The organism is Dyella japonica A8, assembly GCF_000725385.1.
Classification (GTDB): Bacteria; Pseudomonadota; Gammaproteobacteria; order Xanthomonadales; family Rhodanobacteraceae; genus Dyella; species Dyella japonica_C.
Genome location: NZ_CP008884.1, coordinates 4,205,438 through 4,226,672, shown reverse-complemented (window position 1 = coordinate 4,226,672; position 21,235 = coordinate 4,205,438). Strand labels below are relative to the sequence as shown.

The 21,235-nt window shown below is 66.0% G+C and carries 19 protein-coding genes; 9 read left to right on the top strand and 10 right to left on the bottom strand.

All coding sequences use genetic code 11. From position 1 onward, the window contains the following. Window positions 1-45: 45 nt before the first annotated feature. The 8 genes from rseP to rpsB all read right to left on the bottom strand — a co-directional run bounded on the left by rseP (window position 46) and on the right by rpsB (window position 7,696). The gene (rseP, locus tag HY57_RS17870; protein ID WP_026033824.1) at window positions 46-1,392 is read right to left on the bottom strand and encodes an RIP metalloprotease RseP; all 1,347 of its coding nucleotides are present in this window, start codon (window positions 1,390-1,392) and stop codon (window positions 46-48) included. Between the two features lie 22 nt (window positions 1,393-1,414). Continuing rightward, complete coding sequence (locus HY57_RS17865) at window positions 1,415-2,602, bottom strand: 1-deoxy-D-xylulose-5-phosphate reductoisomerase (RefSeq protein WP_019464670.1); 1,188 nt, start codon at window positions 2,600-2,602, stop codon at window positions 1,415-1,417. Further along, window positions 2,599-3,417 carry a phosphatidate cytidylyltransferase gene (locus HY57_RS17860; protein ID WP_019464671.1) on the bottom strand — a complete coding sequence of 273 codons (819 nt, stop codon included), beginning with the start codon at window positions 3,415-3,417 and terminating at the stop codon, window positions 2,599-2,601. The genes HY57_RS17865 and HY57_RS17860 overlap by 4 nt, the downstream gene beginning before the upstream one ends. 13 nt (window positions 3,418-3,430) lie before the next feature. After that, window positions 3,431-4,171, bottom strand: a complete 741-nt coding sequence (gene uppS / locus HY57_RS17855; protein WP_019464672.1) for a polyprenyl diphosphate synthase — start codon at window positions 4,169-4,171, stop codon at window positions 3,431-3,433. 26 nt (window positions 4,172-4,197) lie between these two features. Next, the gene (frr, locus tag HY57_RS17850) at window positions 4,198-4,755 is read right to left on the bottom strand and encodes a ribosome recycling factor (protein WP_019464673.1); all 558 of its coding nucleotides are present in this window, start codon (window positions 4,753-4,755) and stop codon (window positions 4,198-4,200) included. Between the two features lie 156 nt (window positions 4,756-4,911). Then, window positions 4,912-5,634, bottom strand: coding sequence for a UMP kinase (pyrH, locus tag HY57_RS17845; protein WP_019464674.1), 723 nt, complete (start codon window positions 5,632-5,634; stop codon window positions 4,912-4,914). Window positions 5,635-5,868: 234 nt separating this feature from the next. After that, a complete protein-coding gene (gene tsf / locus HY57_RS17840; RefSeq protein WP_019464675.1) occupies window positions 5,869-6,747 on the bottom strand; it encodes a translation elongation factor Ts in 879 nt (292 codons plus the stop codon). Window positions 6,748-6,805: 58 nt separating this feature from the next. Next, entirely contained in the window at window positions 6,806-7,696 is an 891-nt protein-coding gene (gene rpsB, locus HY57_RS17835) for a 30S ribosomal protein S2 (RefSeq protein ID WP_019464676.1), read from the bottom strand. Window positions 7,697-8,041: 345 nt separating this feature from the next. Here rpsB and map point away from each other — a divergent pair, with 345 nt between their 5' ends. The 6 genes from map to dapE all read left to right on the top strand — a co-directional run bounded on the left by map (window position 8,042) and on the right by dapE (window position 15,803). Then, window positions 8,042-8,809, top strand: a complete 768-nt coding sequence (gene map, locus HY57_RS17830) for a type I methionyl aminopeptidase (protein ID WP_019464677.1) — start codon at window positions 8,042-8,044, stop codon at window positions 8,807-8,809. Between the two features lie 766 nt (window positions 8,810-9,575). Continuing rightward, window positions 9,576-12,230, top strand: a complete 2,655-nt coding sequence (gene glnD / locus HY57_RS17825) for a [protein-PII] uridylyltransferase (RefSeq protein ID WP_019463794.1) — start codon at window positions 9,576-9,578, stop codon at window positions 12,228-12,230. A 136-nt stretch (window positions 12,231-12,366) separates the two neighbouring features. After that, window positions 12,367-13,194, top strand: coding sequence for a 2,3,4,5-tetrahydropyridine-2,6-dicarboxylate N-succinyltransferase (gene dapD, locus HY57_RS17820; RefSeq protein WP_026033680.1), 828 nt, complete (start codon window positions 12,367-12,369; stop codon window positions 13,192-13,194). Beyond that, on the top strand, window positions 13,191-13,547 hold the full coding sequence (locus tag HY57_RS17815) for a Spx/MgsR family RNA polymerase-binding regulatory protein (RefSeq protein ID WP_019463792.1): 357 nt from the start codon (window positions 13,191-13,193) through the stop codon (window positions 13,545-13,547). Before dapD ends, HY57_RS17815 begins: the two co-directional genes overlap by 4 nt. A 1-nt stretch (window position 13,548) precedes the next feature. Beyond that, a complete protein-coding gene (locus HY57_RS17810) occupies window positions 13,549-14,616 on the top strand; it encodes a VIT1/CCC1 transporter family protein (RefSeq protein ID WP_019463791.1) in 1,068 nt (355 codons plus the stop codon). A 53-nt stretch (window positions 14,617-14,669) separates the two neighbouring features. Next, entirely contained in the window at window positions 14,670-15,803 is a 1,134-nt protein-coding gene (gene dapE / locus HY57_RS17805) for a succinyl-diaminopimelate desuccinylase (RefSeq protein WP_019463790.1), read from the top strand. A gap of 171 nt (window positions 15,804-15,974) precedes the next feature. On the opposite strand, the gene HY57_RS17800 is transcribed toward dapE, so the two are convergent. After that, the gene (locus HY57_RS17800; RefSeq protein WP_019463789.1) at window positions 15,975-18,395 is read right to left on the bottom strand and encodes a penicillin acylase family protein; all 2,421 of its coding nucleotides are present in this window, start codon (window positions 18,393-18,395) and stop codon (window positions 15,975-15,977) included. 51 nt (window positions 18,396-18,446) lie between these two features. Continuing rightward, entirely contained in the window at window positions 18,447-19,259 is an 813-nt protein-coding gene (locus HY57_RS17795) for a phosphodiester glycosidase family protein (protein WP_100218131.1), read from the bottom strand. A gap of 112 nt (window positions 19,260-19,371) precedes the next feature. Here HY57_RS17795 and HY57_RS17790 point away from each other — a divergent pair, with 112 nt between their 5' ends. The 3 genes from HY57_RS17790 to HY57_RS17780 are packed head-to-tail and all read left to right on the top strand — an operon-like array spanning window position 19,372 to window position 20,683. Then, entirely contained in the window at window positions 19,372-19,737 is a 366-nt protein-coding gene (locus HY57_RS17790; RefSeq protein ID WP_019463787.1) for a VOC family protein, read from the top strand. A gap of 50 nt (window positions 19,738-19,787) precedes the next feature. Then, window positions 19,788-20,276, top strand: a complete 489-nt coding sequence (locus tag HY57_RS17785; protein ID WP_019463786.1) for an NUDIX hydrolase — start codon at window positions 19,788-19,790, stop codon at window positions 20,274-20,276. Continuing rightward, window positions 20,255-20,683 carry an NUDIX hydrolase gene (locus HY57_RS17780; RefSeq protein ID WP_235186587.1) on the top strand — a complete coding sequence of 143 codons (429 nt, stop codon included), beginning with the start codon at window positions 20,255-20,257 and terminating at the stop codon, window positions 20,681-20,683. Before HY57_RS17785 ends, HY57_RS17780 begins: the two co-directional genes overlap by 22 nt. The last annotated feature ends 552 nt before the right edge of the window (window positions 20,684-21,235 follow it).

Here is a 21,235-nt window from a genome sequence, read left to right as displayed (position 1 = left end):
CCTGTCCCTCGGACATCGCGCGACTTTTGGAAAAGCCGCCGCGCGTCACGAAGGCAGGAAGCGATGGATGTCGTTGTAGAAAGCCAATCCCATCAACGTGAACAGCATGACCAGGCCGACATACTGACCGGCCATCATGGTGCGTTCGCTCACGGGGCTGCCCTTGACCAACTCAATAAGGTAATACAGCAGCCAACCACCGTCCAAGACGGGAATGGGCATCAGGTTGAGGATCGCAAGACTTAGCGAGACCATCGCCAGGAAGCTGAAGAACCAGCCCACGCCCATGCTGGCCGAGGCGTTGGCGACCTGGGCGATGCCGATGACACCGGACAGGTTCTTCGTCGAAGCCTGTCCGGTCAGCATCTTGCCGATCATGTTGAAGGTGGAGGTGGCGCTGTTCCAGGTCGTTTCCAGCGATGCGCCCGCTGCCTTGAGCGGCCCATAGCGCAAGATGGCCTGTTCGCGGTCGGCGAACTTCACGCCGATCACCCAGGCGGTCGGCTGGCCTTCCAGCGACTCCATGCGGGCCGTCACGGACAGCGGCAGGGTCTTGCCGGCGCGGTCCACCACAATGGCCAGCGTGGGCGACTTGGCGGCTTCCTGCGGCACCTGCCGCTGGAATTCCTCGAAGCTGTCGATGGCCGTGCCGTTGAGGCTCACGATGCGATCACCGCCCTGCATGCCGCCCGTGGACGCCGGCTTGCCGGGCAGCACGGTGGCCACGATGGCCGGTGACGGGGCGAGCTTCAGGCCGAGCTTGTCGAAGTACTGGTCGATGGGCTGCCCGGCCGGCAACTGGTTGAGCGGCAGCACGAGGTGGCGCATGGTTCCGTCGGTGCCGCGCACGTCCATGGGCAACGGTTCGCGACCCAGCAGGCCGTTGGCCACGGCGTCCATGGAGTCGCTCCACGTCGACACGGCATGGCCGTTCACGCTCAGGATGCGGTCACCGGCGTGCACGCCGGCTTCGGCGGCGATGCTCTGCGGCACGGCCGCGATGACCGGCGCGACATCCGGCTTGCCGACCAGGAACATCAGCCAGAAGGCGATGAGGGTGAAGATCAGGTTGAAGCCCGGACCCGCCGCCACGATGGCGATGCGCTGCCAGACCGGCTTGCCGGTGAATTCCTGGCCAGCCAGCGCCGGATCGACCTCACCCTCGCGGGCATCGAGCATCTTCACATAGCCGCCGAGCGGGATCATGGCGACCTGGTATTCGGTGCCGTCCTTGCCCACGCGCTTCCAGATGGCCTTGCCGAAGCCCACGGAGAAACGCAGCACCTTGACGCCGCAGCGCCGTGCTACCCAGTAGTGTCCGAATTCGTGAAAGGTCACCAGCACGCCGAGCGTGACGAGTAACCAAAACACTGAGCCAAATACACTATTCATCGGTAAGAGCTTATCAGGCTTGTCAGCAGGCGTTGCGGAGGATACGGCGGGCGGCCTCGCGGGCCGTCCGGTCGCGTTCATTCAGGGTCTGGACATCGACCACAGCTTGCGCCGGCAGTTCCGTAAGTACGCTCTCGACGAGATCGGCAATGCCGAGGAAGGGCAGCCCGCCCGCCAGGAAGGCGTCGACGGCGACTTCATTGGCCGCATTGAGGATGGCGGTGGCGTCGCCGCCGGCCCGCAGCGCCTGAAAGGCCAGGGCGAGGCAGCGGAACGTGTCCAGATCCGGCTGCTGGAACGCCAGGGGCGCGCAGGCGGCGAGATCCAGCGGGGCCACGCCCGCCTCGATGCGTGCGGGCCAGGCAAGCGCGTAGGCGATCGCCGTGCGCATGTCCGGGTTGCCCAGTTGGGCGAGCACCGAGCCGTCCACATACTCCACCAGCGAGTGCACCAGGCTCTGGGGATGCACCAGCACGTCGATGGCGTCGGGCGCCGCGCCGAACAGGTGGTGCGCCTCGATCACCTCGAGACCCTTGTTCATCAGGGTGGCCGAATCCACCGAAATCTTGCGCCCCATCACCCAGTTGGGGTGTTTGCAGGCCTGTTCCGGCGTGACGCCGGCCAGTTCGGCACGGGTGCGCCCGCGAAACGGGCCGCCGGAAGCGGTCAGGATGAGGCGGCGCACACCGCTGGCCGCCAGGTTGGGGCGTCCACCGGGCAGGCACTGGAAAATGGCGTTGTGTTCGGAATCCACCGGAATGAGTTCGCCGCCGCCGGTGGCGAGTGCCTCCAGCAGCAGGGCGCCCGCCATCACAATGGATTCCTTGTTCGCCAGCAGCAGGCGCTTGCCGGTGCGGGCGGCGGCCAGGGTGGAATCCAGTCCTGCCGCGCCGACGATGGCGGCGACCACGGTGTCGCACAGCGTGCCGGACACCGCCTGCGTGATGGCGTCGTGCCCGCTGGCGATGTCGCAGCGCACGCCTGCGGCGGCCAGGCGGCGGGACAGCTCGCCTTCCAGCGCCGGATCGGCGATGACCGCCAGGTCGGGGCGGAAGCGGGTGCACAGGTCCGCCAGCGCGGCGACGTTGCTGTGTGCCGTCAGTACGGTGGCGCGGAAGCGGTCGGGGTGGCGCGCGATGACGTCGAGCGTGCTGCCGCCAATCGAGCCGGTGGCGCCCAGCACGGCGACCTTGCGAAGGGGCTGGCTCATAGGCCGAGCAGCAACAGGCCGGCGGCGAACACGGGCAGGGCCGCGAACACGCTGTCCAGGCGATCGAGCATGCCACCATGGCCGGGGAACAAGTTGCCGGAATCCTTCACGGCCGCATGGCGCTTCATCAGGCTTTCCAGCAGATCGCCCACGATGGAGGCGATCACGGTGAACACCGAGAGCAGGAGCAGGCCGGCCAGCTTGCCACCCGACACCCCCAGCATGGTGCCGCCCACGCCCGCCACGATGGCACCGGCGACGAAGGCGCCGTAAACACCCGCCCAGGTCTTGCCGGGGCTGATGGTGGGCGCGAGTTTCCGTCGGCCAAACTGGCGACCGCTGAAATAGGCGCCGATGTCGGCGGCCCAGACGATGAAAAGGGCGAGCAGGGTCCACCAGTGGCCGCGCTCGGAGGAGCCGTGGATGGTCACCACCGCGATCCAGGTCGGAACGATCACCAGGAAGCCCGCACCGAGCTTCATCAGGCAGTTTTCACGGGTCGGCGACGCGCCGAAGGCAAAGTGGCGCAACCACTGGCAAACCACGATCCACCAGCTCACGCCGGCGCCGATCAGGACCGGCCACCAGACGCTGTCGCGCACCTGCCAGCACACCACAAACACGAGGGAGGTGAGTGCCAGCAGGCCCGCGCGCGGCAGCGTGTTCTTGAGGCCGGACAGACGAGTCCATTCCCACATGGCCGCCAGGAAGGCGATAGCGACGATCACGGCGAAGACGCGCTCAGGCGCCAGCAGGATCAGCAGGATGACCAGTGGGGCAAGCAGCAGGGCAGTCAGTGTGCGCTGGAGCAGCATCAGTGTCCTTGGCTCAGGCCTTCGTGGCGACTTGTTCGCCGGTCTTGCCGAAGCGGCGTTCGCGGCGTGCGTAATCTTCGATGGCGCTCTTCAGGCAAGCCTCGTCGAAATCGGGCCACAGGGTATCGGTAAAGTGCAGCTCTGCGTAGGCAAGCTGCCACAAAAGGAAGTTGCTGACCCGGCACTCGCCACCGGTCCGGATAAAAAGATCCAGCGGCGGCAGGTCGGCCAGGCACATGAAATGGCCGAGCAGGTTCTCGTCGATCTCGTCGGCGCGCAGCTCGCCGCGCGCCACCGATTCAGCGGCCTTGCGCGCGGCCTGCACGATGTCCCAGCGGCCGCCGTAGCTCACGGCCACGTTGAGGTGCAGCGCATCGTTGCCTGCCGTGCGGGCCATGGCGGCCAGCATGCGTTGGCGCAGGCCGGGCTCGAAACTGGCCAGGTCGCCGACAAAGCGCAGGCGCACGCCGTTGCCGTGCAGCTCGTCCACTTCCTTGTCGAGCGCACGGACGAACAACTCCATCAGCGCGCCGACCTCTTCCTGCGGACGCTGCCAGTTCTCACTGGAAAACGCGAAGAGGGTGAGCACCTTGACGCCCTGGCGCAGGCAGGCCTCGACCACGTTGCGCACGGCTTTGCGGCCGGCGTTGTGGCCGAACGTGCGCGGCCGGTGGCGTAGCTTCGCCCAGCGGCCGTTGCCATCCATCACGATGGCGATGTGGCGCGGCACGCGCGCGTTATCGGCGCTGGTCATGGAGCGGGCGCTGGGAGTGACGGCGCTCAGAGCGCCATCAGCTCCTCTTCCTTGGTCTTGACGACGGCGTCGACGTCCTTGACGAAACGATCGGTAAGCTTCTGGATCTCGTCCTCGGCGCGGCGTTCGTCATCTTCAGTGATCAGCTTTTCCTTGAGCAGATCCTTGACCTGCTGCATGGCGTCGCGACGCACATTGCGGATGGCGATCTTGGCGTCCTCGCCCTCATGCGCCACGTGCTTGGCCAGCTCGCGGCGACGCTCTTCGGTGAGCGGCGGCATGTTGAGGCGAATGGTAGTGCCGGCGGTGTTCGGCGTGATGCCGATGTCCGAGGCCATGATGGCCTTCTCGATCGGAGCGACCAGGGTCTTTTCGAACGGGGTGATGATGATGGAGCGCGAATCGCCCAGCGCGACCGTGGCCACCTGGTTCAGCGGCATGTCCGAGCCGTAGTACGGCACCTTGATGCCGTCGACCAGGGCGGTGCTGGCGCGACCCGTGCGCAGGCGGGTCAGGCTGTGCCTGAGTGAGTCGATGCTCTTGCCCATGCGGGTCTGGGCATCGTTCTTGATGTCGTTAAGCATGGGAAACACCCCTCAAACCGTGCAAGCCGGCGAGTATAGCAGGGGGCTATGGGGCATTGGGGTGGCGCGGCGCGGGCCGTGCGGTGGGGAGGCGCGCAGGGTGGTCAGGGCCTGCGTACGCAGCCTCTCCCCGTGGGGAGAGGCTGCGTGGGACCGTTACTGGTCGCTGACGATAGTGCCGATGTGCTCGCCGCGCATGATGCGCATGAGGTTGCCGGCGACGGTCATGTCGTAGATGCGCAGCGGCATGCCGTGGTCGCGGCACAGGGCGATGGCTGCCGTGTCCATCACGGCGAGCTTGCGCTCGATCACCTGGTCATAGGTGAGCGTGTCGTAGCGCGTGGCGTCGGCATGGCGGGCAGGGTCGGCGGTGTACACGCCGTCGACCTTGGTGGCCTTCAGCAACAGGTCCGCACCCACTTCCACGGCGCGCAGCGCGGCGGCCGAGTCCGTGGTGAAGAACGGGTTGCCGGTGCCGGCGGCGAACAGCGCGATGCGTCCCTTCTCGATGTGGCGAATCGCACGGCGGCGGATGAAGTCTTCGGCCACATCGTGGATCTGGATGGCGCTCATCACGCGGGCGTAGCCGCCGCGGCGCTCGATGGCATCCTGCATGGCCAGTGCGTTCATGACGGTGGCCAGCATGCCCATGTGGTCGCCGGTGACACGGTCCATGCCGGCAGCCGCGAGGCCTGCACCGCGGAAGATGTTGCCGCCGCCGATGACGACGCCGATCTGGATGCCGGCCTTCTGTACTTCGATGATTTCATCGGCCAGTCGGCCGATGACCTTGGGGTCGATGCCGTAATCGGCCTCGCCCATCAGGGCTTCACCGGAGAGTTTGAGCAGGATACGGCGGTACTTAAGAGGTTCGCTCATGGGGTCTCCGGATTGTGTGGGGCAAAACGCGCGCATTGTAACGACAGTGACGCGAGCCGGTAAGGGTTTCGTGCCACTGCGGAACAGGAAAGTTCAGTTCCATCACGGGGTTGGCGATGGGGCTGGACGGAGCTGCCGGGCGCCGGGGCGGGGAGTGGGGCGCCGCTGGCTTCTCATAAAAAAGAAGCCGCGGTTGCCCGCGGCTTCTTTTCAGACTTCAGGGGAAGCGGGGGATTAGCCCTGCATCGCCTTGGCCACTTCGGCCAGATAGTCTTCCTGCACCTTCTCGATGCCTTCGCCCACGGCCAGGCGAACCACGGCCACGACGTCAGCGCCTTCCTTCTTCAGGACGTCGCCCACGGTGGTGTTGGTGTCCAGCACGTACGGCTGGCCGACGAGGGTCACTTCCGAGACGATCTTGTTGATCTTGCCGGAGATGATCTTCTCAAGGATGTCGGCCGGCTTGGCCTTGTCCTTCTCGGTCATCTGGCTCAGCGCGATTTCCTTTTCCTTCGCGACGAACTCGGCCGGGACGTGCTCCGGCTTGATGTGCGGCGGGTTCATGGCGGCCACGTGCATGGCGATGCCCTTGGCCAGCTCTTCCGAGCCGCCCTTGAGCGCCACGATCACGCCGATCTTGCCGCCGTGCGAGTAGGTGGCCAGCGGGCCATCGTTCGCCACGTGGGCCACGCGACGCACTTCGATCTTCTCGCCGATGGTGGCGGTCTGGGCCTTGGCGGCGGACTCGACGTTGTCGGCGCCCGGGAAGGCGGCAGCCTTGGCGGCGTCGATGTCGGTGGCGCCCGAAGCCAGCACAGCCTCAGCGATTTCGTTGGTGAACTGGATGAAGTTCGGCGCCTTGGCGACGAAGTCGGTCTCGCTGTTCACTTCGACCAGCACGGCCTTGCCGTTGGCCTGGGCGGTGGCGATGCGGCCTTCGGCGGCCACACGGTCAGCCTTCTTGTCGGCCTTGGCCAGGCCGGTCTTGCGCAGGTATTCCACAGCGGCTTCGATGTCGCCGTTGTTTTCGACCAGCGCCTTCTTGCAATCCATCATGCCGGCGCCGGAGCGCTCGCGCAGTTCGCTAACCAGTTTTGCGGTAATGGCGGTCATCTGGGTTCCTCAAAAGCTTTGATGCGCCCCGACCCTTGCGGGCCGGGGCAGGGAAGGCTTACTCGCCGTCCGACGACTCGTCGTTGCGGCCGCCGCGGCCACCGCGACCACCGTCACGACGCGGCGCGCCAGCGCCCTTCTTGGCCGGACCGCGGTTGTTGCGGTCGTCACGGCGCGGGGCAGCCTTGCGCTCTTCCTTGGCAACCGGGTTGCCTTCTTCGTCGAGCTCGACGAACTCGTTGGCGTCGCCCTGGGCGGCGGCCGGCGCGGCAGCCTTGCCTTCCAGGATGGCGTCAGCGGCAGCGCGGGCGTACAGCTGGATGGCGCGGATGGCGTCGTCGTTGCCCGGGATGGCGTAGTCCACCAGTTCCGGGTTGTAGTTGGTGTCGACCACGGCGATCACCGGGATGCCGAGCTTCTTGGCTTCCTGCACGGCGATGTCTTCATGACCGATGTCGATGATGAAGAGGGCATCCGGCAGACGGTTCATGTCCTTGATGCCGCCCAGCGAGTTCTCGAGCTTCTCGCGCTCGCGGCGACGGGCCAGCACTTCGTGCTTGACCAGGCGGTCGAACGAGCCGTCGGTCTCGGCGGCTTCCAGTTCCTTCAGGCGGGCCACCGACTGCTTCACGGTGCGGAAGTTGGTCAGCATGCCGCCGAGCCAGCGGGCGGTGACGAACGGCATGCCGGCGCGCGCGGCTTCTTCAGCCAACGGCTCACGGGCCGAACGCTTGGTGCCGACGAACAGCACGGTGCCGCGCTTCTGCGCGATCGCCGAGAGGAAGTTCATCGCGTCGGTGAAGAGCGGCAGCGTCTTCTCGAGGTTGATGATGTGGATCTTGCCGCGGGCGCCAAAGATGTACGGGGCCATCTTCGGGTTCCAGTAACGGGTCTGGTGACCGAAATGCACGCCAGCTTCAAGCATTTGGCGCATGGTGACTTGTGCCATGGGTAAAACTCCGATTGTTGGGCCGCCCTTTGCAGGGGATAGGCCCGGGGGTTGGGACCTCCACGCATCCCCGGCTTCGACCCCGGCAGCCCGCTATCATTGGAAGGGCTGGCCGAGGCACCCCGAAGGCGGTGCCGATGCGTGTGTGGCGTTTAATGTGTCCAATCAAGGACTTGTAGGGGTTGTGCCGCTAGGCGGTTACAATCTCCCTTCGCTTTGCGACGACCGCTGGAGCCCATGACCTGGACACCTGGGGTCAGCAAAACTTCGAAATTGTAGCCGGTGCGCCGGCGGTGCGGCAAGTCGCTGGAAATTCAGCAGGTTTGCCGCCATGTGAGTGGAACTATGGCAGTCACCCTTAAAACACCCGAAGACATCCAGGCCATGCGTGAGGCCGGCAAGCTGGCAGCCGAAGTGCTGGCCATGCTCAAGGAGCACGTGAAGCCCGGCGTGACCACCGAGGACCTTGATCGCCTCGCCTACGAGCACATCGTGAATGTGCAGAAGGCGATTCCGGCGAACGTGGGTTACAACGGCTTTCCCAAGACGCTGTGCACTTCGGTCAACCACGTGATCTGCCACGGCATTCCCACGCCCGGCAAGGTGCTGAAGGACGGCGACATCATCAATCTCGACGTCACCGTCATCAAGGACGGCTGGCACGGCGATACCAGCCGCATGTACTTCGTCGGCACCCCGTCGGTGCTGGCCAAGCGCCTGGTGGACACCACCTATGAGGCGATGATGCACGGCATCCAGGCGGTGCGTCCGGGCGCGACGCTGGGCGATATCGGCGCGGCGATCCAGAAGCACGCTGAGGCTGCGGGCTTCTCCGTGGTGCGCGAGTACTGTGGCCATGGCATCGGCAAGGTCTATCACGACGAGCCGCAGGTGCTGCATTACGGGCGTGCGGGGACGGGCCTGGAGCTGAAGAAGGGCATGACCTTCACGGTGGAGCCGATGGTCAATGCCGGCAAGCCGCAGACCAAGCAGTTACCGGATGGCTGGACGGTGGTGACCAAGGATCATTCGCTGTCGGCGCAGTGGGAGCACACCATTGCGGTGACGGATGATGGGTTTGAGATTTTGACGCCTTGGCCGGATGCGGCATGAGGTGGTGAAGGAGGGCTGCTTCGGCAGCCCTTTTTTTATGCGCGCTCTCTTTTCTGAGGTAGAGGGGGAAGGGGGGGGGCGGGGCAGGGTTTACCTCATGGCCTCAAAAGAGCCGTCATCCCGGTGCAGGATGGCCTCAAAAGAGCCGCCATCCCGGCGCAGGATGGCCTCAAAAGAACCGTCATCCCGGCGCAGGGTGGCCTCAAAAGAACCGTCATCCCGGCGCAGGCCGGGATCCAGTGACTTTGCGTTTGGTCTTCGCCTCGTACGCTTCCGCGATCGGGCCGCTTACGCAGCGGGCGTTTCGATCGTCTGCCGACGCTCGAGTCACTTTTCTTTTGCTGGCCCAAAAGAAAAGTAACCCAAAGAAAATGGCCTTCAGAGCCAGAGCTGGCAGCATGTCGACGGGATAAGCCCGAATGGGTGAGGAACGTTGTTGCCTAGCAACCTCCGCCTCTACACAGCGGGTACCTCCAAGCGCTTCGCAACGCGCCCTAGCGATGAGGACTTAAAGCGGAACGTCGCTGCGCATCCTCCTTGTGCGATGCCTCTTCGCGGTTTACACCACTGCTCCTCTCCCCTTCAGAAACAAAGCCGGGGTGAGGGATGGGGCTCGCGAGGGCGCCGCCCTGCGGGCCAGAAGCAAGGTCTACGTTGATCCCGCTGGCTCGGTTCCATCGAATTTCCGCTGTTCACCCGAAATTTCCACCCGCCAACCACCCTCATTGGTGGCAGACTTGCTGCATCGCCACATGCATCCCCGCTCATGACCGTCGCCCCGATCGTGTTGCCTCCCTTGCCCCGCCTTCCCGTGGCGGTGCCGCGCTCGGGCGTGTCGTCGGAGGCGCGTCGCGCGCTGCGGCAGTTGCTGGGGGACGTGGATCGCGCGCTGGATACGGCGTTCCGCGATGGGGCGGATGCCACGGCGCTGGCGCAGCGGCGCAGCGAATCGGTGCAGCGCATCGTCGTGCATGTATGGACGGCCTGCCTGGGTGACGTGAATGACGCGGCGTTGTTTGCCGTCGGCGGGTTCGGTCGGGGCTTGTTGTTCCCGCATTCGGACGTCGATCTGCTCGCGCTCGTCGGCCCGTCGGAGCCGGCACGCCTGCGTGCGCTGGAGCAATGCTTCGCCACGTTGTGGGATATCGGTTTGAAAGTCGGGCACGCGGTGCGCGATCTCCCGCAGTGCCGTGTGCTGGCCAAGCAGGATGCCACCGTGTTCACCAGCCTGCTCGACGCGCGGCGGCTCGTGGGTGACCCGGCGATGGAGCAGGGGTTGAAGGCCATCGTCGACGACCCGTCGATATGGCCGCCGGCGGAGTATCTTGCGGTGCGGCGGGCCGAGCGCGACGCGCGCCACGCGCGCTACAACGATACGGCGTACAACCTCGAGCCCAATCTCAAGGATGGCCCCGGCGGCCTGCGCACGCTCGATGCGCTGCGCTGGCTGGGGCGGCGCCTGGCACATGCGGATGACTTCGATGAGATGGTTGCCGAAGGTCTGCTCGATCCGGCGGAGAAGGACTCGCTCGAACAATCCGAAGCCACGCTGCGGCGTTACCGGTTCGCATTGCACCTGGAAGCAGGACGTGCGGAGGAGCGCCTGCTGTTCGACTACCAGCGCGCGCTTGCGGCACGACTGGGCTTTGAGGACGAGCACGAGAAGAACCTCGGCGTCGAGCAGTTCATGCAGGGCTATTACCGCGCCGCAAGTCAGGTGGAGCGCCTGGGCGTGCAGATCGCCGAGCGTTTCGAGGAAATGCTGGAGCCGCCTTCCGATCCGCGTGCCGTGGGTGAGGACTTCGTCCGCTACGGCAAGCGGCTGGCGGTGCGCGATCCTGACCTCTTCATGCGCCAACCTGCGGCGCTGGTCGAGGCGTTCATCGCGCGGCTGGGTGAACCCGGCATCACCGGATTCACGGCGGAAACCATGCGTCGCATGCACCAGGCATCGGCGGTGCTGGATCGCACGCTGGGTGACGATCCGGAAGTGCTCGCTGCTTTCTTGCGCCTGCTGCGGCTGGGCGCGCCGGCCGTGGAGGCGTTGTGGCGCATGAATCGCCATGGCCTGCTGGCCGCCATCCTGCCTGCCTTCGGCAAGGTGTTCGGACGCATGCAGTACGATCTTTTCCACGTGTACACGGTGGACGAACACACGCTGCGCGTGCTGCGCAACGTCGCACGCTTCGCCGATGCGGATGCCGCGAGCGATTTTCCCATCGCCTGCAAAATCTGGCCGACCCTGCCCAAGCCGGAGCTGTTGTTGCTGGCCGCGTTGTTCCATGACATCGCCAAAGGCCGCGGCGGAGATCACTCCGTGCTGGGCGAGGAGGATGCGCTCGCTTTCGGTCGCCGCCTCGGCTTGCCGGAGGAAGACACCCAACTGGTCGCGTGGCTGGTGCGCTGGCACCTGCTGATGAGCACGACGGCGCAGCGGCAGGACATCACCGATCCCGATGTGGTGAATCGCTTCGCCGAGACGGTGGGGGCTCCGGAACGGCTGGATTACCTGTACCTGCTCACCATCGCTGACATCATTGGCACCAGTCCCAAGCTGTGGAACGGCTGGAAAGATCGCCTGCTCGCGGACCTCTATACGTCCACGCGGTACGTGCTGCGCAGCGACGACGAACTGCCCTCCGACGCCGATGCGCGCGTGCGCAGCTGCCGCGACCAGGCCCAGGCACTGCTGGAGCAGGAAGGATTCGACGCCGACGCGTGCCAGCGCCTGTGGCGCGGCTTTCCGGAGTCGAGTTTCCTGCGCCATCGCCCGGAGCAGATCGCCTGGCAAACCGCGGCGATCCTGCGGGCCAAGGGCGAGACGCCGCTGGTCGAGGTGCATCCGAAATCGGTACGCGGCACCACCGAACTATTCGTCTATGTGCCGGATCGCGACGGCTTGTTTGCCGCCGTCACGGCGATGCTCGACCGCCTGCATTTCTCGGTGATGGAGGCTCGCATCCTCAGTTCGCCCACGGGCATGGCGCTGGATACGTTCCTGCTGCTGGAATCGGACACACAGCAGCCCGCCACGCCCGAGCGCGCCGAAGAGCTGAAACAGCGTCTGCATCGCGCCCTGTCGCAGCCGGGGCACGTGCACCAGCCGTCGCGCCGGAGCATGTCGCGCCACCTCAAGCACTTCCAGGCGGCGCCCAAGATTGCCTTCAGCACCGTGCACGGCCGTACGCGGCTTGCGCTGGTGTGCAGCGACCGCCCCGGCCTGCTCGCGGCGGTGGCGCAAGGCATGATGGATGCGGGCGTGCGCGTGCACGATGCGCGCATCGCCACCTTTGGCGAGCGCGTGGAGGATTTCTTCCTTATGACCGACCGGCACGACGCACCGCTCAGCGTGGAGCTGCAGGACCGCCTGCTGCATACGCTGCTCGAGCGGCTGGGGCCGGCGAAAGAAAAACGCGCCTGATGCCAGGGGGCCGCGGTGGCCCCATCCGTGCCGGTCGCCGGCCATCGGCTCGCGATGGACGGCTTTTCTTGTCAGAATCCCTTGTCCCCTGCGGCGCCTGGCGCCGCCCCATCGAGTTCAAATTGCCGTGAACGCCATGCAAACCATCGAAACCCTTATCAATGACGCCTTCGAGCGCCGCAACGAACTGACCCAGGCTGAGATCGACACGCATTTGCGTCCCGCCGTGGAGCAGGTGATCGATCTCCTGGAATCGGGCGAGCGCCGCGTCGCCGAGCCGGATGGCAACGGTGGCTGGACGGTCAACCAGTGGATCAAGAAGGCCGTGCTGCTGTATTTCCGCATCAACGGCAACCGCGTGGTGGATGGCGGTGCGGCGCTGGCCTTCGACAAGGTGCCGCTGCGCTTTGCGCATGGCAACGACGTGGAGCTGGAAGGCCTGGGTGCCCGCGTGGTGCCGGGTGCGCTGGTGCGCCGTGGTGCACACGTGGCCAAGGACGCGGTACTGATGCCCAGCTACGTCAACATCGGCGCCTACGTCGGCGCGGGCACCATGGTCGATACGTGGGCCACGGTGGGCTCCTGCGCGCAGATCGGCGCGGGTGTGCATCTCTCTGGCGGCGTGGGCATCGGCGGCGTGCTCGAACCGCTGCAGGCCAACCCGACCATCATCGAGGACAACTGCTTCATCGGCGCGCGCTCCGAAGTGGTCGAAGGCGTCATCGTGGAGAAGGGCAGCGTGATCGGCATGGGCGTGTTCCTGGGCCAGTCCACCCGCATCTATAACCGCGCCACCGGCGAGGTCAGTTACGGCCGCGTGCCCGCGGGCAGCGTGGTGGTCGCAGGCAGCCTGCCGGCGAAGGACGGCTCGCACAGCCTCTATGCCGCCATCATCGTCAAGCAGGTCGACGAAAAGACGCGCAGCAAGACCGGCATCAACGAACTGCTCCGGAGCGCCGAATGAGTGTGACCCTGTATGGCCTCCCTACCTGCGATACCTGCCGCAAGGCACGCAACTGGCTCGATCGTTTCGAGGTGGCCTACAGCTTCGTCGACTACCGTGCCAATCCCGTGCCGGCAACCACGCTGAAAGCCTGGGCACAGCAGCTGGGTGGCTGGGAAAAACTGGTGAACAAATCGTCCACCACCTGGCGCACCCTGCTGCCGCAGCGCAAGAATCCCGGCAGCGATCCGGAGTGGACCCTGTTGCTGAAGGAATACCCGGCGCTGGTGCGTCGCCCCGTCGTCGTGCAGCCGGATGGCGCTGTCAGCGTGGGCTTCACCGACAACGGTTTCAAGAAGCTGTTCGGGAAGTGACATGAGTAAGGTGCGTTCGGCGCGACATTACCGCACCAACCTTCGCATAGAGCGCGACAACGCCGCGCTCTATGACCGGCTGTCCGAACTTGCCGCCGACGAGCGGCTACGCCGTGCCTACCGTCGCATCGCCGATGGCGAACGCGCCAACGCGGCGTTCTGGGAAGGGCGGCTGACGCAGATGGGCGAGTCCGTGCCACCCGCCCGCATCGGTGCTCGCGTCAAGGTGCTCACCTGGTTCGCGCAACGCTTTGGCACCGAGTTCGTGATGCCCACCGTGGTGCGGCTGGAACATGCCGACCATCTGCCGACGCCGGTGGATCGCAGTGGCCACCGCGATCATTTTCTGGAGCCTGCCGCGCCCGCCACGCGCAGCGGCCGCCATCGCACGCAGAGCGGCAACACGCTGCGCGCCGCTGTCCTGGGAGCCAACGACGGCCTGGTGTCCAACGCCAGTCTGGTCATGGGCATGGCCGGTGCTGCCTCTGGCGATCACGCCATCCTGTTGGCGGGCTTCGCCGGGCTGGTGGCGGGTGCCTGTTCCATGGCGCTGGGCGAATGGCTCTCGGTCAACAGCTCGCGCGAGTTCTATCAGGCACAGATCGCGGCACGCGCGGAGCGACTGGCGGTGTCGCCAGAGGATGGTGCCCTGAGTCTTGCCGGCATCTATCGCGACAAGGGCATGGAGCCGAAGACGGCGGATGCGCTGGCGGAGCAGATCGCCGAGCGGCCGCGCACGGCGCTCGACACACTGGTGCGTGAAGATCTGGGCATTGATCCGGAAGAGCTGGGCGGATCCGCCTGGGGCGCCGCGATTTCCTCGTTCTGTCTGTTCGCCCTGGGCGCCCTGTTTCCCGTCGCGCCGTATCTTTTCCTGAAGGGCGGTGCCGCGTTCAGCGGCAGCATCGTATCGGCGATCGCCGGATTGGTGCTGATCGGCATGGGCACCGCGTTGTTCACGGGTCGCAGCATGGCGTTCTCGATCGCACGCCAGCTGGCCATCACAGTGGCTGCCGCCGGCATCACTTACGCCGTTGGGCATGTGCTGGGTATTGCCCTGGCGGGTTAAGGTTCGGCCAGTCGTTGGCCTGACCACCCCTATTTCTGGTTTTGAGGTACGTCATGTCAGTGGTTCTCGACCTCGCTTGTGACCTGATTCGCCGTCGTTCGGTGACACCCGACGATGCGGGTTGCCAGGCCCTGATCGGCCAACGCCTGCAGGCTGCCGGTTTCCGCGTGGAGCACCTGCGCTTCGGTGAGGTCGACAACCTGTGGGCGACGCATGGCGAGGGCGGGCCCCTGCTGGTGTTTCTCGGGCACACCGACGTGGTGCCGTCCGGCCCCGCCGACAGCTGGCGAAGCGATCCGTTCGAGCCGACGATCCGTGATGGATACCTGTATGGCCGCGGTGCGGCGGACATGAAGGGTGGCGTGGCGGCGATGGTGGTGGCGCTGGAGGCCTTCGTGGCGGCCCATCCCGATCATCGCGGCCGCGTGGGCCTGCTGTTGACCAGTGACGAGGAAGGCCCGACCAACCTCGATGGCGTGCGTCGCGTGGCCGAGCATTTCCGCGCCACCGGCGAGCGTATCGACTGGTGCGTGGTGGGTGAGCCCTCGTCGAAAGAGAAGCTGGGCGACCTGATCCGCGTCGGGCGCCGTGGCTCCCTGTCGGGCACCCTGCTGGTGCGCGGCATCCAGGGGCATGTGGCGTATCCGGAGAAGGCGCGCAATCCGATCCACACGTTCGCGCCCGCGCTGGCGGAGCTGGTCGCGGAGCGCTGGGACGAGGGCAACCAGGATTTCCCGCCGACCTCGTTCCAGGTGTCCAACCTCAACGCGGGCACGGGGGCCAACAACGTCATTCCCGGCACGCTCACCGCCTTGATCAATTTCCGCTACAGCACGGCCAGTCGCGCGGAAGATCTGCGCAAGCGCACCGAGGCCATCCTCGACAAGCACGGCGTGGACTGGCAGATCGAGTGGGCGCTGTCGGGCGAGCCGTTCCTCACGCCGCCGGGCGGTGCCGTGCGCGATGCGGTGGTGTCGGTGTGCAGGGAGCTTTGCGGCATCGTGCCGGTGGAGAGCACGGGCGGGGGTACGTCGGACGGTCGTTTCATCGCGCCACTGGGTGCCGACGTGGTCGAACTGGGGCCGGTGAACGCCACCATCCACCAGGTGGATGAATGCGTGTCGGTGGCCGATCTGGAAAAGTTGCCCGCGTTGTACGAAGCCGTGTGCGTACGGCTGTTCGATTGACGGCGGATGTGGCGCGAGCGGGCCGGCAGGCCACGCGCTGAAGGCATCCACGGCCACGCTGCGGCATCGCAGTGGACTCATGCCGGGGTTGTACGGAGCGATGCTGTCGCCGGGGTCATCCCGCTTTCGCCGCAGCCATGAAAAGAGCCGCCCTGGGGCGGCTCTTTTTGTTTACTCACTGGCGGGCAGCAGGGTCAGCGTGTGCCGGTCCGGTCCCGGCAACAAAGGTGTTGGACGTCCATTTACCCAGTCATCCTCGCCCGCGCCATGAAACGGCGACAACGGGTTGTCGCTCTGGCCGCCCGGCATGTGCAGGATGCTTTGCGCCTCGTGGCCGGGCATGGCGTCGAGGCGCTCCGATGCGCCAAAGCCCGGCGAGACGACGCGCGGCATGTTGTGGTCGCCGGGCAGGGGCTCATCCGGCATGTCGAGGAAGCGGCCGATGAAGCCCGGCAGGGCGCGCGACAGCGGATGGCGGATTGCCGTGCGGTTGGTTTCACCCCAGGTGCGTGCGGCGAGGCCGCCGGGTTGCTTGCCGAGGTCATCGGCCACCTCGCGGGCGGCGGCGTTGAGCAGCGCATTCCAGTTGTCGTACTTGGGGTCGAGCAGGTTCACCGGGCGCTCGCGCACCATCATCCACACGGCGGCTTCCGCATCCACCAGGCCGGGCCAGGCAAAGTCATCGTGTTTGGCTTTCACCTGGGCCACGAACGGGGCCAGGACCTTCTCCTTCACCTTGTCGCGGAAGGCACGCACCAGGCGGTAGTCGACGCTTTCGACCGAGGCGCGGCCGATCCACGTGGCCGTGAGCTGGCGCAGTTGCTCCAGTTCCGGATCATGCGTGCCGGCCAGCGTGTCCTGCAGCAGTCGCTGCCAGCGCGTAAGCAGCACCGCGCGGTTGTCCAACTGGATGTCGAGCAGGTTGCCCGGCGTGAAACTGTTGCGGCCACGCAAATCGTCGCGGATCTGTTGCGCGCGCGCGCCCAGGTCGTGGCCGCCATTGCCCAGCAAGTCGAGTTCGGCGCCGTCCACGGTGCGGTTGTTGGCCGTCCACAGGCGGCCATCGGCGGGATCTTCGATGCGCGGATACTGCGAGGCGTCGGCGCAACCCGTCCAGCCGGTATCGGCGGCGGACCAGTCCGCCGGCAGCGACGGGTCGAAACCCTTGCGCAGCGGAATGCAGGTGCCAGTCACCGTCCAGCCGATGTGGCCGGCACTGTCGCCGGCCAGCAGGTTTTGCGGCGGCATGCCCATGTCGTGGGCAAGGTCGAGCGCGGCATGCGCGCTGGCGGCGTGTTCCAACTGCATCACGCCCAGGTTGTAGCCATGCGGGCGGTCGCCAATCCACGCCAGCGCCAGCGGCGTGCCATCCACGTCCTTCGCCATGACCGGCCCCCAGCGCGTGGTTTCCACCTTCAGCGTGTGATCGGGGGCGTCCTTGATGTGGATGACCTCGTCATGCGCCTCGATGCCAGCCCAGCCCTCGGGCACCTTGTAGCGCGAGGCGTCCTGCGGGTCGCGCTGCACGCGTACCCAGTCGCTCCAGTCGCCGTAGCTGTTGGTGAAGCCCCAGGCGACCTGGCCGTTGGAGCCGACCACCAGTGCCGGCGTGCCCGGCAGTGACACACCGTTGGCGTCGCGCTGGCCGCCGGGCGCGGTGGCGTCGGCATAGCGCAGGCGCGCGCGGAACCAGATGTTGGGCACGCGCAGGGTCAGATGCATGTCGTTGGCGACAATGGCGGCACCCGTGTCGGTGAGGCTGCCGGCGACCGCAAAGTTGTTGCTGCCCGGGCGTGCCGCGTCCAGCGCGGGAAGCAGGGCGGCCGTCATCGCGCTCTTGTCGCCGCCGGTTACCGGTGCGCCCTTGCGCAGATCGAACGCGTCGACGCCGGGAATCACCGGCGGGCGCGAGAGATCGCCTTGCAGGGGTGCCTCCCAGTCGGGATCGGGCGACAGCAGGAAATCGGCGACCGGGGCAGGCAGGACATCGCGCAGTTCCGCCATGTGCAGTTCACGCTCGTTGCGGCCATCGCCATTGAGGTCCAGATACATCGCTGCGATGACCAGGAAGGAGTCTTCCGCGCGCCAGGGCTGCGGCGTCGCGTTGAGCAGCAGGTATTCCCACGGCTTCACGTGCAAGTGCGCGAGGCCCGCGTTGACGCCCGCGGCATACAGATCGAGGGTGCGCTTCTGTTCCGGCGGCAGGGCCGCATAGGCGGCCTGCGCCACGCTGCGCAGGCGATGGCGGCGATGGTTGACGTCGGTGTCCAGCGCCTTGGCGCCCACCAGTTCCGACAGCTCGCCCGCAGGCAGGCGGCGCATCAGGTCCATGGCGAAGAAGCGCTCCTGCGCATGCACGTAGCCCATGGCGTAGGTGATGTCGTCGCGACTCTTGCCCTGGAATGTGGTGGTGCCCAGTGCATCGCGCGTGATCGTCACGGCGTCGCCGATGCCTTGCAGTTTCACCTCGCCATCGAGCTGTGCGTGGCTGCCGGCCAGCACATACCAGCCGGCGATGCACAGGCCCAGCACCAGGATCAGCAGGATTCCGACAAGAGTACGAAGCCAGCGAAAACGTCGACGGTCGGTCATGGCGCGATGGGCTTGTTCCGGAAGATGGAAGGGGACCGCCAACAGGCTCGGTCAGGGCGTAGGTTGGGTAAACACCGCGAAAATGCCGGCGTAGGGCTTCACCATGAACGTGGGCGCGCCGGCATAGCCTTCGCCTTCCACGTAGAACTGCGAAATGGTGCCGTCCAGGTACAGCGCATTGCGGCAGCCGAGCTCTTCCTTGAACAGCCGCGCAAACGTATGGAAATTCACCGGTGCCTCGCTGACCGCGAACACGACCTGGTGCGGGGTTTTCGCGCACACGCCGCTGCGCCACTTGAGGCTGTTGGAGTCGTCGATGAACTGGTCGTTGAGCTTGCCATCGATCACCAGCATGGGCCCGGACTGGCTGGCCCATTGCGCGGGCTTTCCGGCGGCCTTGAATGCTGCGCTGGTCTGCACGTCGGCGTGTCCATCGGGATAGATGGCAAACACGCCGTTGGGCAGCAGCGAAAAATTGCCCGAGGCGGGATTGCCGTGCGCAAGGTTCAGCGGCACCGACGTCTTGCCGTTCTCCACGTACAGGCCCAGCGGTGCAAACTGGCGGTCGTAGATGCCGGCGTTGGCGGCGAACAGCATGCGACGGTTGTGTGCCATGCCCCACTGGCGCAGCGCGTTGATGGTGCCGAAAGCCTCGCCGCTGTCCGGGTCTTTCCAGTGCAGGCTCAACGTCTCGCGCTTGAGGTCGATACGGACCACGCGGAAGTTCTGGTTCTCGAACACCTGCTCCTTGCTGGCCACAGGCTGCGCCTGCCGGTCGCAACCGGTCGCCAGCGCGGCGGCCAGCAGCAGCCAGCACGGCAGGAAGCGCGGACGGGACGGCGGGCGGTCTGGAGCGGTGGACATAAGGCGATGGTCGCCGCCCGGGCCGGGCGTGCGCAAGTCCGGAACGACCCATGATTCAAGAAACGAAGAGCGATAGGATGCCAGGCCATCCCCATGGGCAAGGAACTGGCGCATGCACGGTCTGGAAACGGTGGAGATCAAGGCCTTTGTGCCGGCGCGGGATTACGCGCTGAGCCAGGCGTTCTATGGCGACCTGGGCTTCGAGCAGGGCTGGTCCGACCAGGACCTCACCTATTTCAGGCACGGGGATACCAGCTTCCTGCTGCAGAATTTCTATGTCGAGGAACTGGCGGCGAATTTCATGATGCACCTGCTGGTGGCGGACGTGGATGCCTGGTGGGCTCACGTGCAGGCCAGTGGTGTCATCGAACGCTACGGCGTGCGGTCCGTTCCGCCACGGGACCAGCCCTGGCGCATGCGCGATTTCGCATTGACCGACCCGAGCGGCGTGCTGTGGCGCATCGCGCAGAACCTCTGACGCCGGGCCTGACTATACTGGCCACTTTCCCCGCAACCGCAAGCGAACCGATGCCTTACACCCCCATCGTCGCGACCCTCGGCTATGTGCTGTCGCCGGATCGTCGGCAAGTCCTCATGATCCACCGCAACTCGCGGCCCGACGACATGCACCTGGGCAAATACAACGGACTGGGCGGCAAGATGGAGCCCGGCGAAGACATCGCCGCCTGCATGCGCCGCGAGATCCTCGAAGAAGCCGGCATCACCTGTGAGTCCATGTCCCTGCGCGGCACGCTCAACTGGCCCGGCTTCGGTAAGCAGGGCGAAGACTGGCTGGGTTTCATCTTCATCATCGACCGCTACAGCGGCACGCCGCTCACCGCCAACCCCGAAGGCACGCTGGAATGGGTGCCGGTCGATCGCCTGATGGACCTGCCCATGTGGGAGGGCGACCGCCACTTCCTGCCGCTGGTGTTCGATGGCGATCCGCGACCGTTCCACGGCGTGATGCCGTACCAGGATGGCCGCATGCAGTCGTGGGCGTATTCGCGGCTGTGAGCAGCGGGAAGCTCATCCGGATCGTCGCGGCGGTGATCCGGGACGGGCAGGGTAGGGTGCTACTGGTGCGCAAGCGTGGTGCCGCGGTGTGGCAGCAGCCAGGCGGCAAGCGCGACGCGGATGATGGTGACGACCTGCATACGCTTGCGCGCGAATTGCATGAGGAACTGGGCTGTCGCATGCAGCGCGAAGGGGCGCAATGGCTGGGTTGCTTCAGTGCGGCAGCGGCCAATGAGCCGGGGCATGTGGTTGAGGCCGAGGTCTACGAGGTGAAGGCCAAGGGACCGTTCGTCGCGCAGGCGGAGATTGAGGGGATATGTTGGGTGGATCCGTCGGCGTTGGGGGATTTGCCGATAGCGCGGTTGAGTCGGGAGTCGATCTTGCCGCTGCTGGTGGGGGTTGGGTGAGTTGGTTTCTCCTTGGGGTGTGAGGGAGGGGCGGCGTGATGCATCCGAGGTGCTTGGGTCTGCTCCCTGGTCCCTTTGGCGAGGGGCAATGCCACCTCACCGCCTCGTTCTTTAGCCGTCATCCCGGCGCACCCCGAAAAGGGGGCAAGGGCCAGGATCCAGTAACGGTAGTGGTCGGTTGTCGCCTCGGACGTGACCGCGATCTGGCCGCCTACGCGGCGGGCGTTCCGCCCTCCTGCCGGAGGCCGGGTCACTTTTCTTTGCTTGCCCACGCATGCGCAGGAGCGCATGCGAACGGCGAAGCCGGCCCGAAGGGTGGAGGGCAGGATGCCCGGAGTAAAGAAAAGTAACCCAAAGAAAGGGCCCCCCGGATGACGCGCCTTCCGGGCCTTTGGCCCAGAAGGTTCGCGGACGGGTTGCGGGGTTTGTCGACAGGGCATCCTGCCCTGACGCCAAACTGGCTCGCATCCCTGCGAGCCACCCTTCGGGCTATTCCTCCATCCGCCCGCCGCGTCATACGGGGACCCGGGAGATCAAGAGCCAAAACCAAGG

Excerpts from the sequence above, each read along its gene's own strand:
- rseP (WP_026033824.1), bottom strand. The coding sequence starts at position 1,392 with ATGAATAGTGTATTTGGCTCAGTGTTTTGGTTACTCGTCACGCTCGGC.
- HY57_RS17865 (WP_019464670.1), bottom strand. The coding sequence starts at position 2,602 with ATGAGCCAGCCCCTTCGCAAGGTCGCCGTGCTGGGCGCCACCGGCTCG.
- HY57_RS17860 (WP_019464671.1), bottom strand. The coding sequence starts at position 3,417 with ATGCTGCTCCAGCGCACACTGACTGCCCTGCTGCTTGCCCCACTGGTC.
- uppS (WP_019464672.1), bottom strand. The coding sequence starts at position 4,171 with ATGACCAGCGCCGATAACGCGCGCGTGCCGCGCCACATCGCCATCGTG.
- frr (WP_019464673.1), bottom strand. The coding sequence starts at position 4,755 with ATGCTTAACGACATCAAGAACGATGCCCAGACCCGCATGGGCAAGAGC.
- pyrH (WP_019464674.1), bottom strand. The coding sequence starts at position 5,634 with ATGAGCGAACCTCTTAAGTACCGCCGTATCCTGCTCAAACTCTCCGGT.
- tsf (WP_019464675.1), bottom strand. The coding sequence starts at position 6,747 with ATGACCGCCATTACCGCAAAACTGGTTAGCGAACTGCGCGAGCGCTCC.
- rpsB (WP_019464676.1), bottom strand. The coding sequence starts at position 7,696 with ATGGCACAAGTCACCATGCGCCAAATGCTTGAAGCTGGCGTGCATTTC.
- map (WP_019464677.1), top strand. The coding sequence starts at position 8,042 with ATGGCAGTCACCCTTAAAACACCCGAAGACATCCAGGCCATGCGTGAG.
- glnD (WP_019463794.1), top strand. The coding sequence starts at position 9,576 with ATGACCGTCGCCCCGATCGTGTTGCCTCCCTTGCCCCGCCTTCCCGTG.
- dapD (WP_026033680.1), top strand. The coding sequence starts at position 12,367 with ATGCAAACCATCGAAACCCTTATCAATGACGCCTTCGAGCGCCGCAAC.
- HY57_RS17815 (WP_019463792.1), top strand. The coding sequence starts at position 13,191 with ATGAGTGTGACCCTGTATGGCCTCCCTACCTGCGATACCTGCCGCAAG.
- HY57_RS17810 (WP_019463791.1), top strand. The coding sequence starts at position 13,549 with ATGAGTAAGGTGCGTTCGGCGCGACATTACCGCACCAACCTTCGCATA.
- dapE (WP_019463790.1), top strand. The coding sequence starts at position 14,670 with ATGTCAGTGGTTCTCGACCTCGCTTGTGACCTGATTCGCCGTCGTTCG.
- HY57_RS17800 (WP_019463789.1), bottom strand. The coding sequence starts at position 18,395 with ATGACCGACCGTCGACGTTTTCGCTGGCTTCGTACTCTTGTCGGAATC.
- HY57_RS17795 (WP_100218131.1), bottom strand. The coding sequence starts at position 19,259 with ATGTCCACCGCTCCAGACCGCCCGCCGTCCCGTCCGCGCTTCCTGCCG.
- HY57_RS17790 (WP_019463787.1), top strand. The coding sequence starts at position 19,372 with ATGCACGGTCTGGAAACGGTGGAGATCAAGGCCTTTGTGCCGGCGCGG.
- HY57_RS17785 (WP_019463786.1), top strand. The coding sequence starts at position 19,788 with ATGCCTTACACCCCCATCGTCGCGACCCTCGGCTATGTGCTGTCGCCG.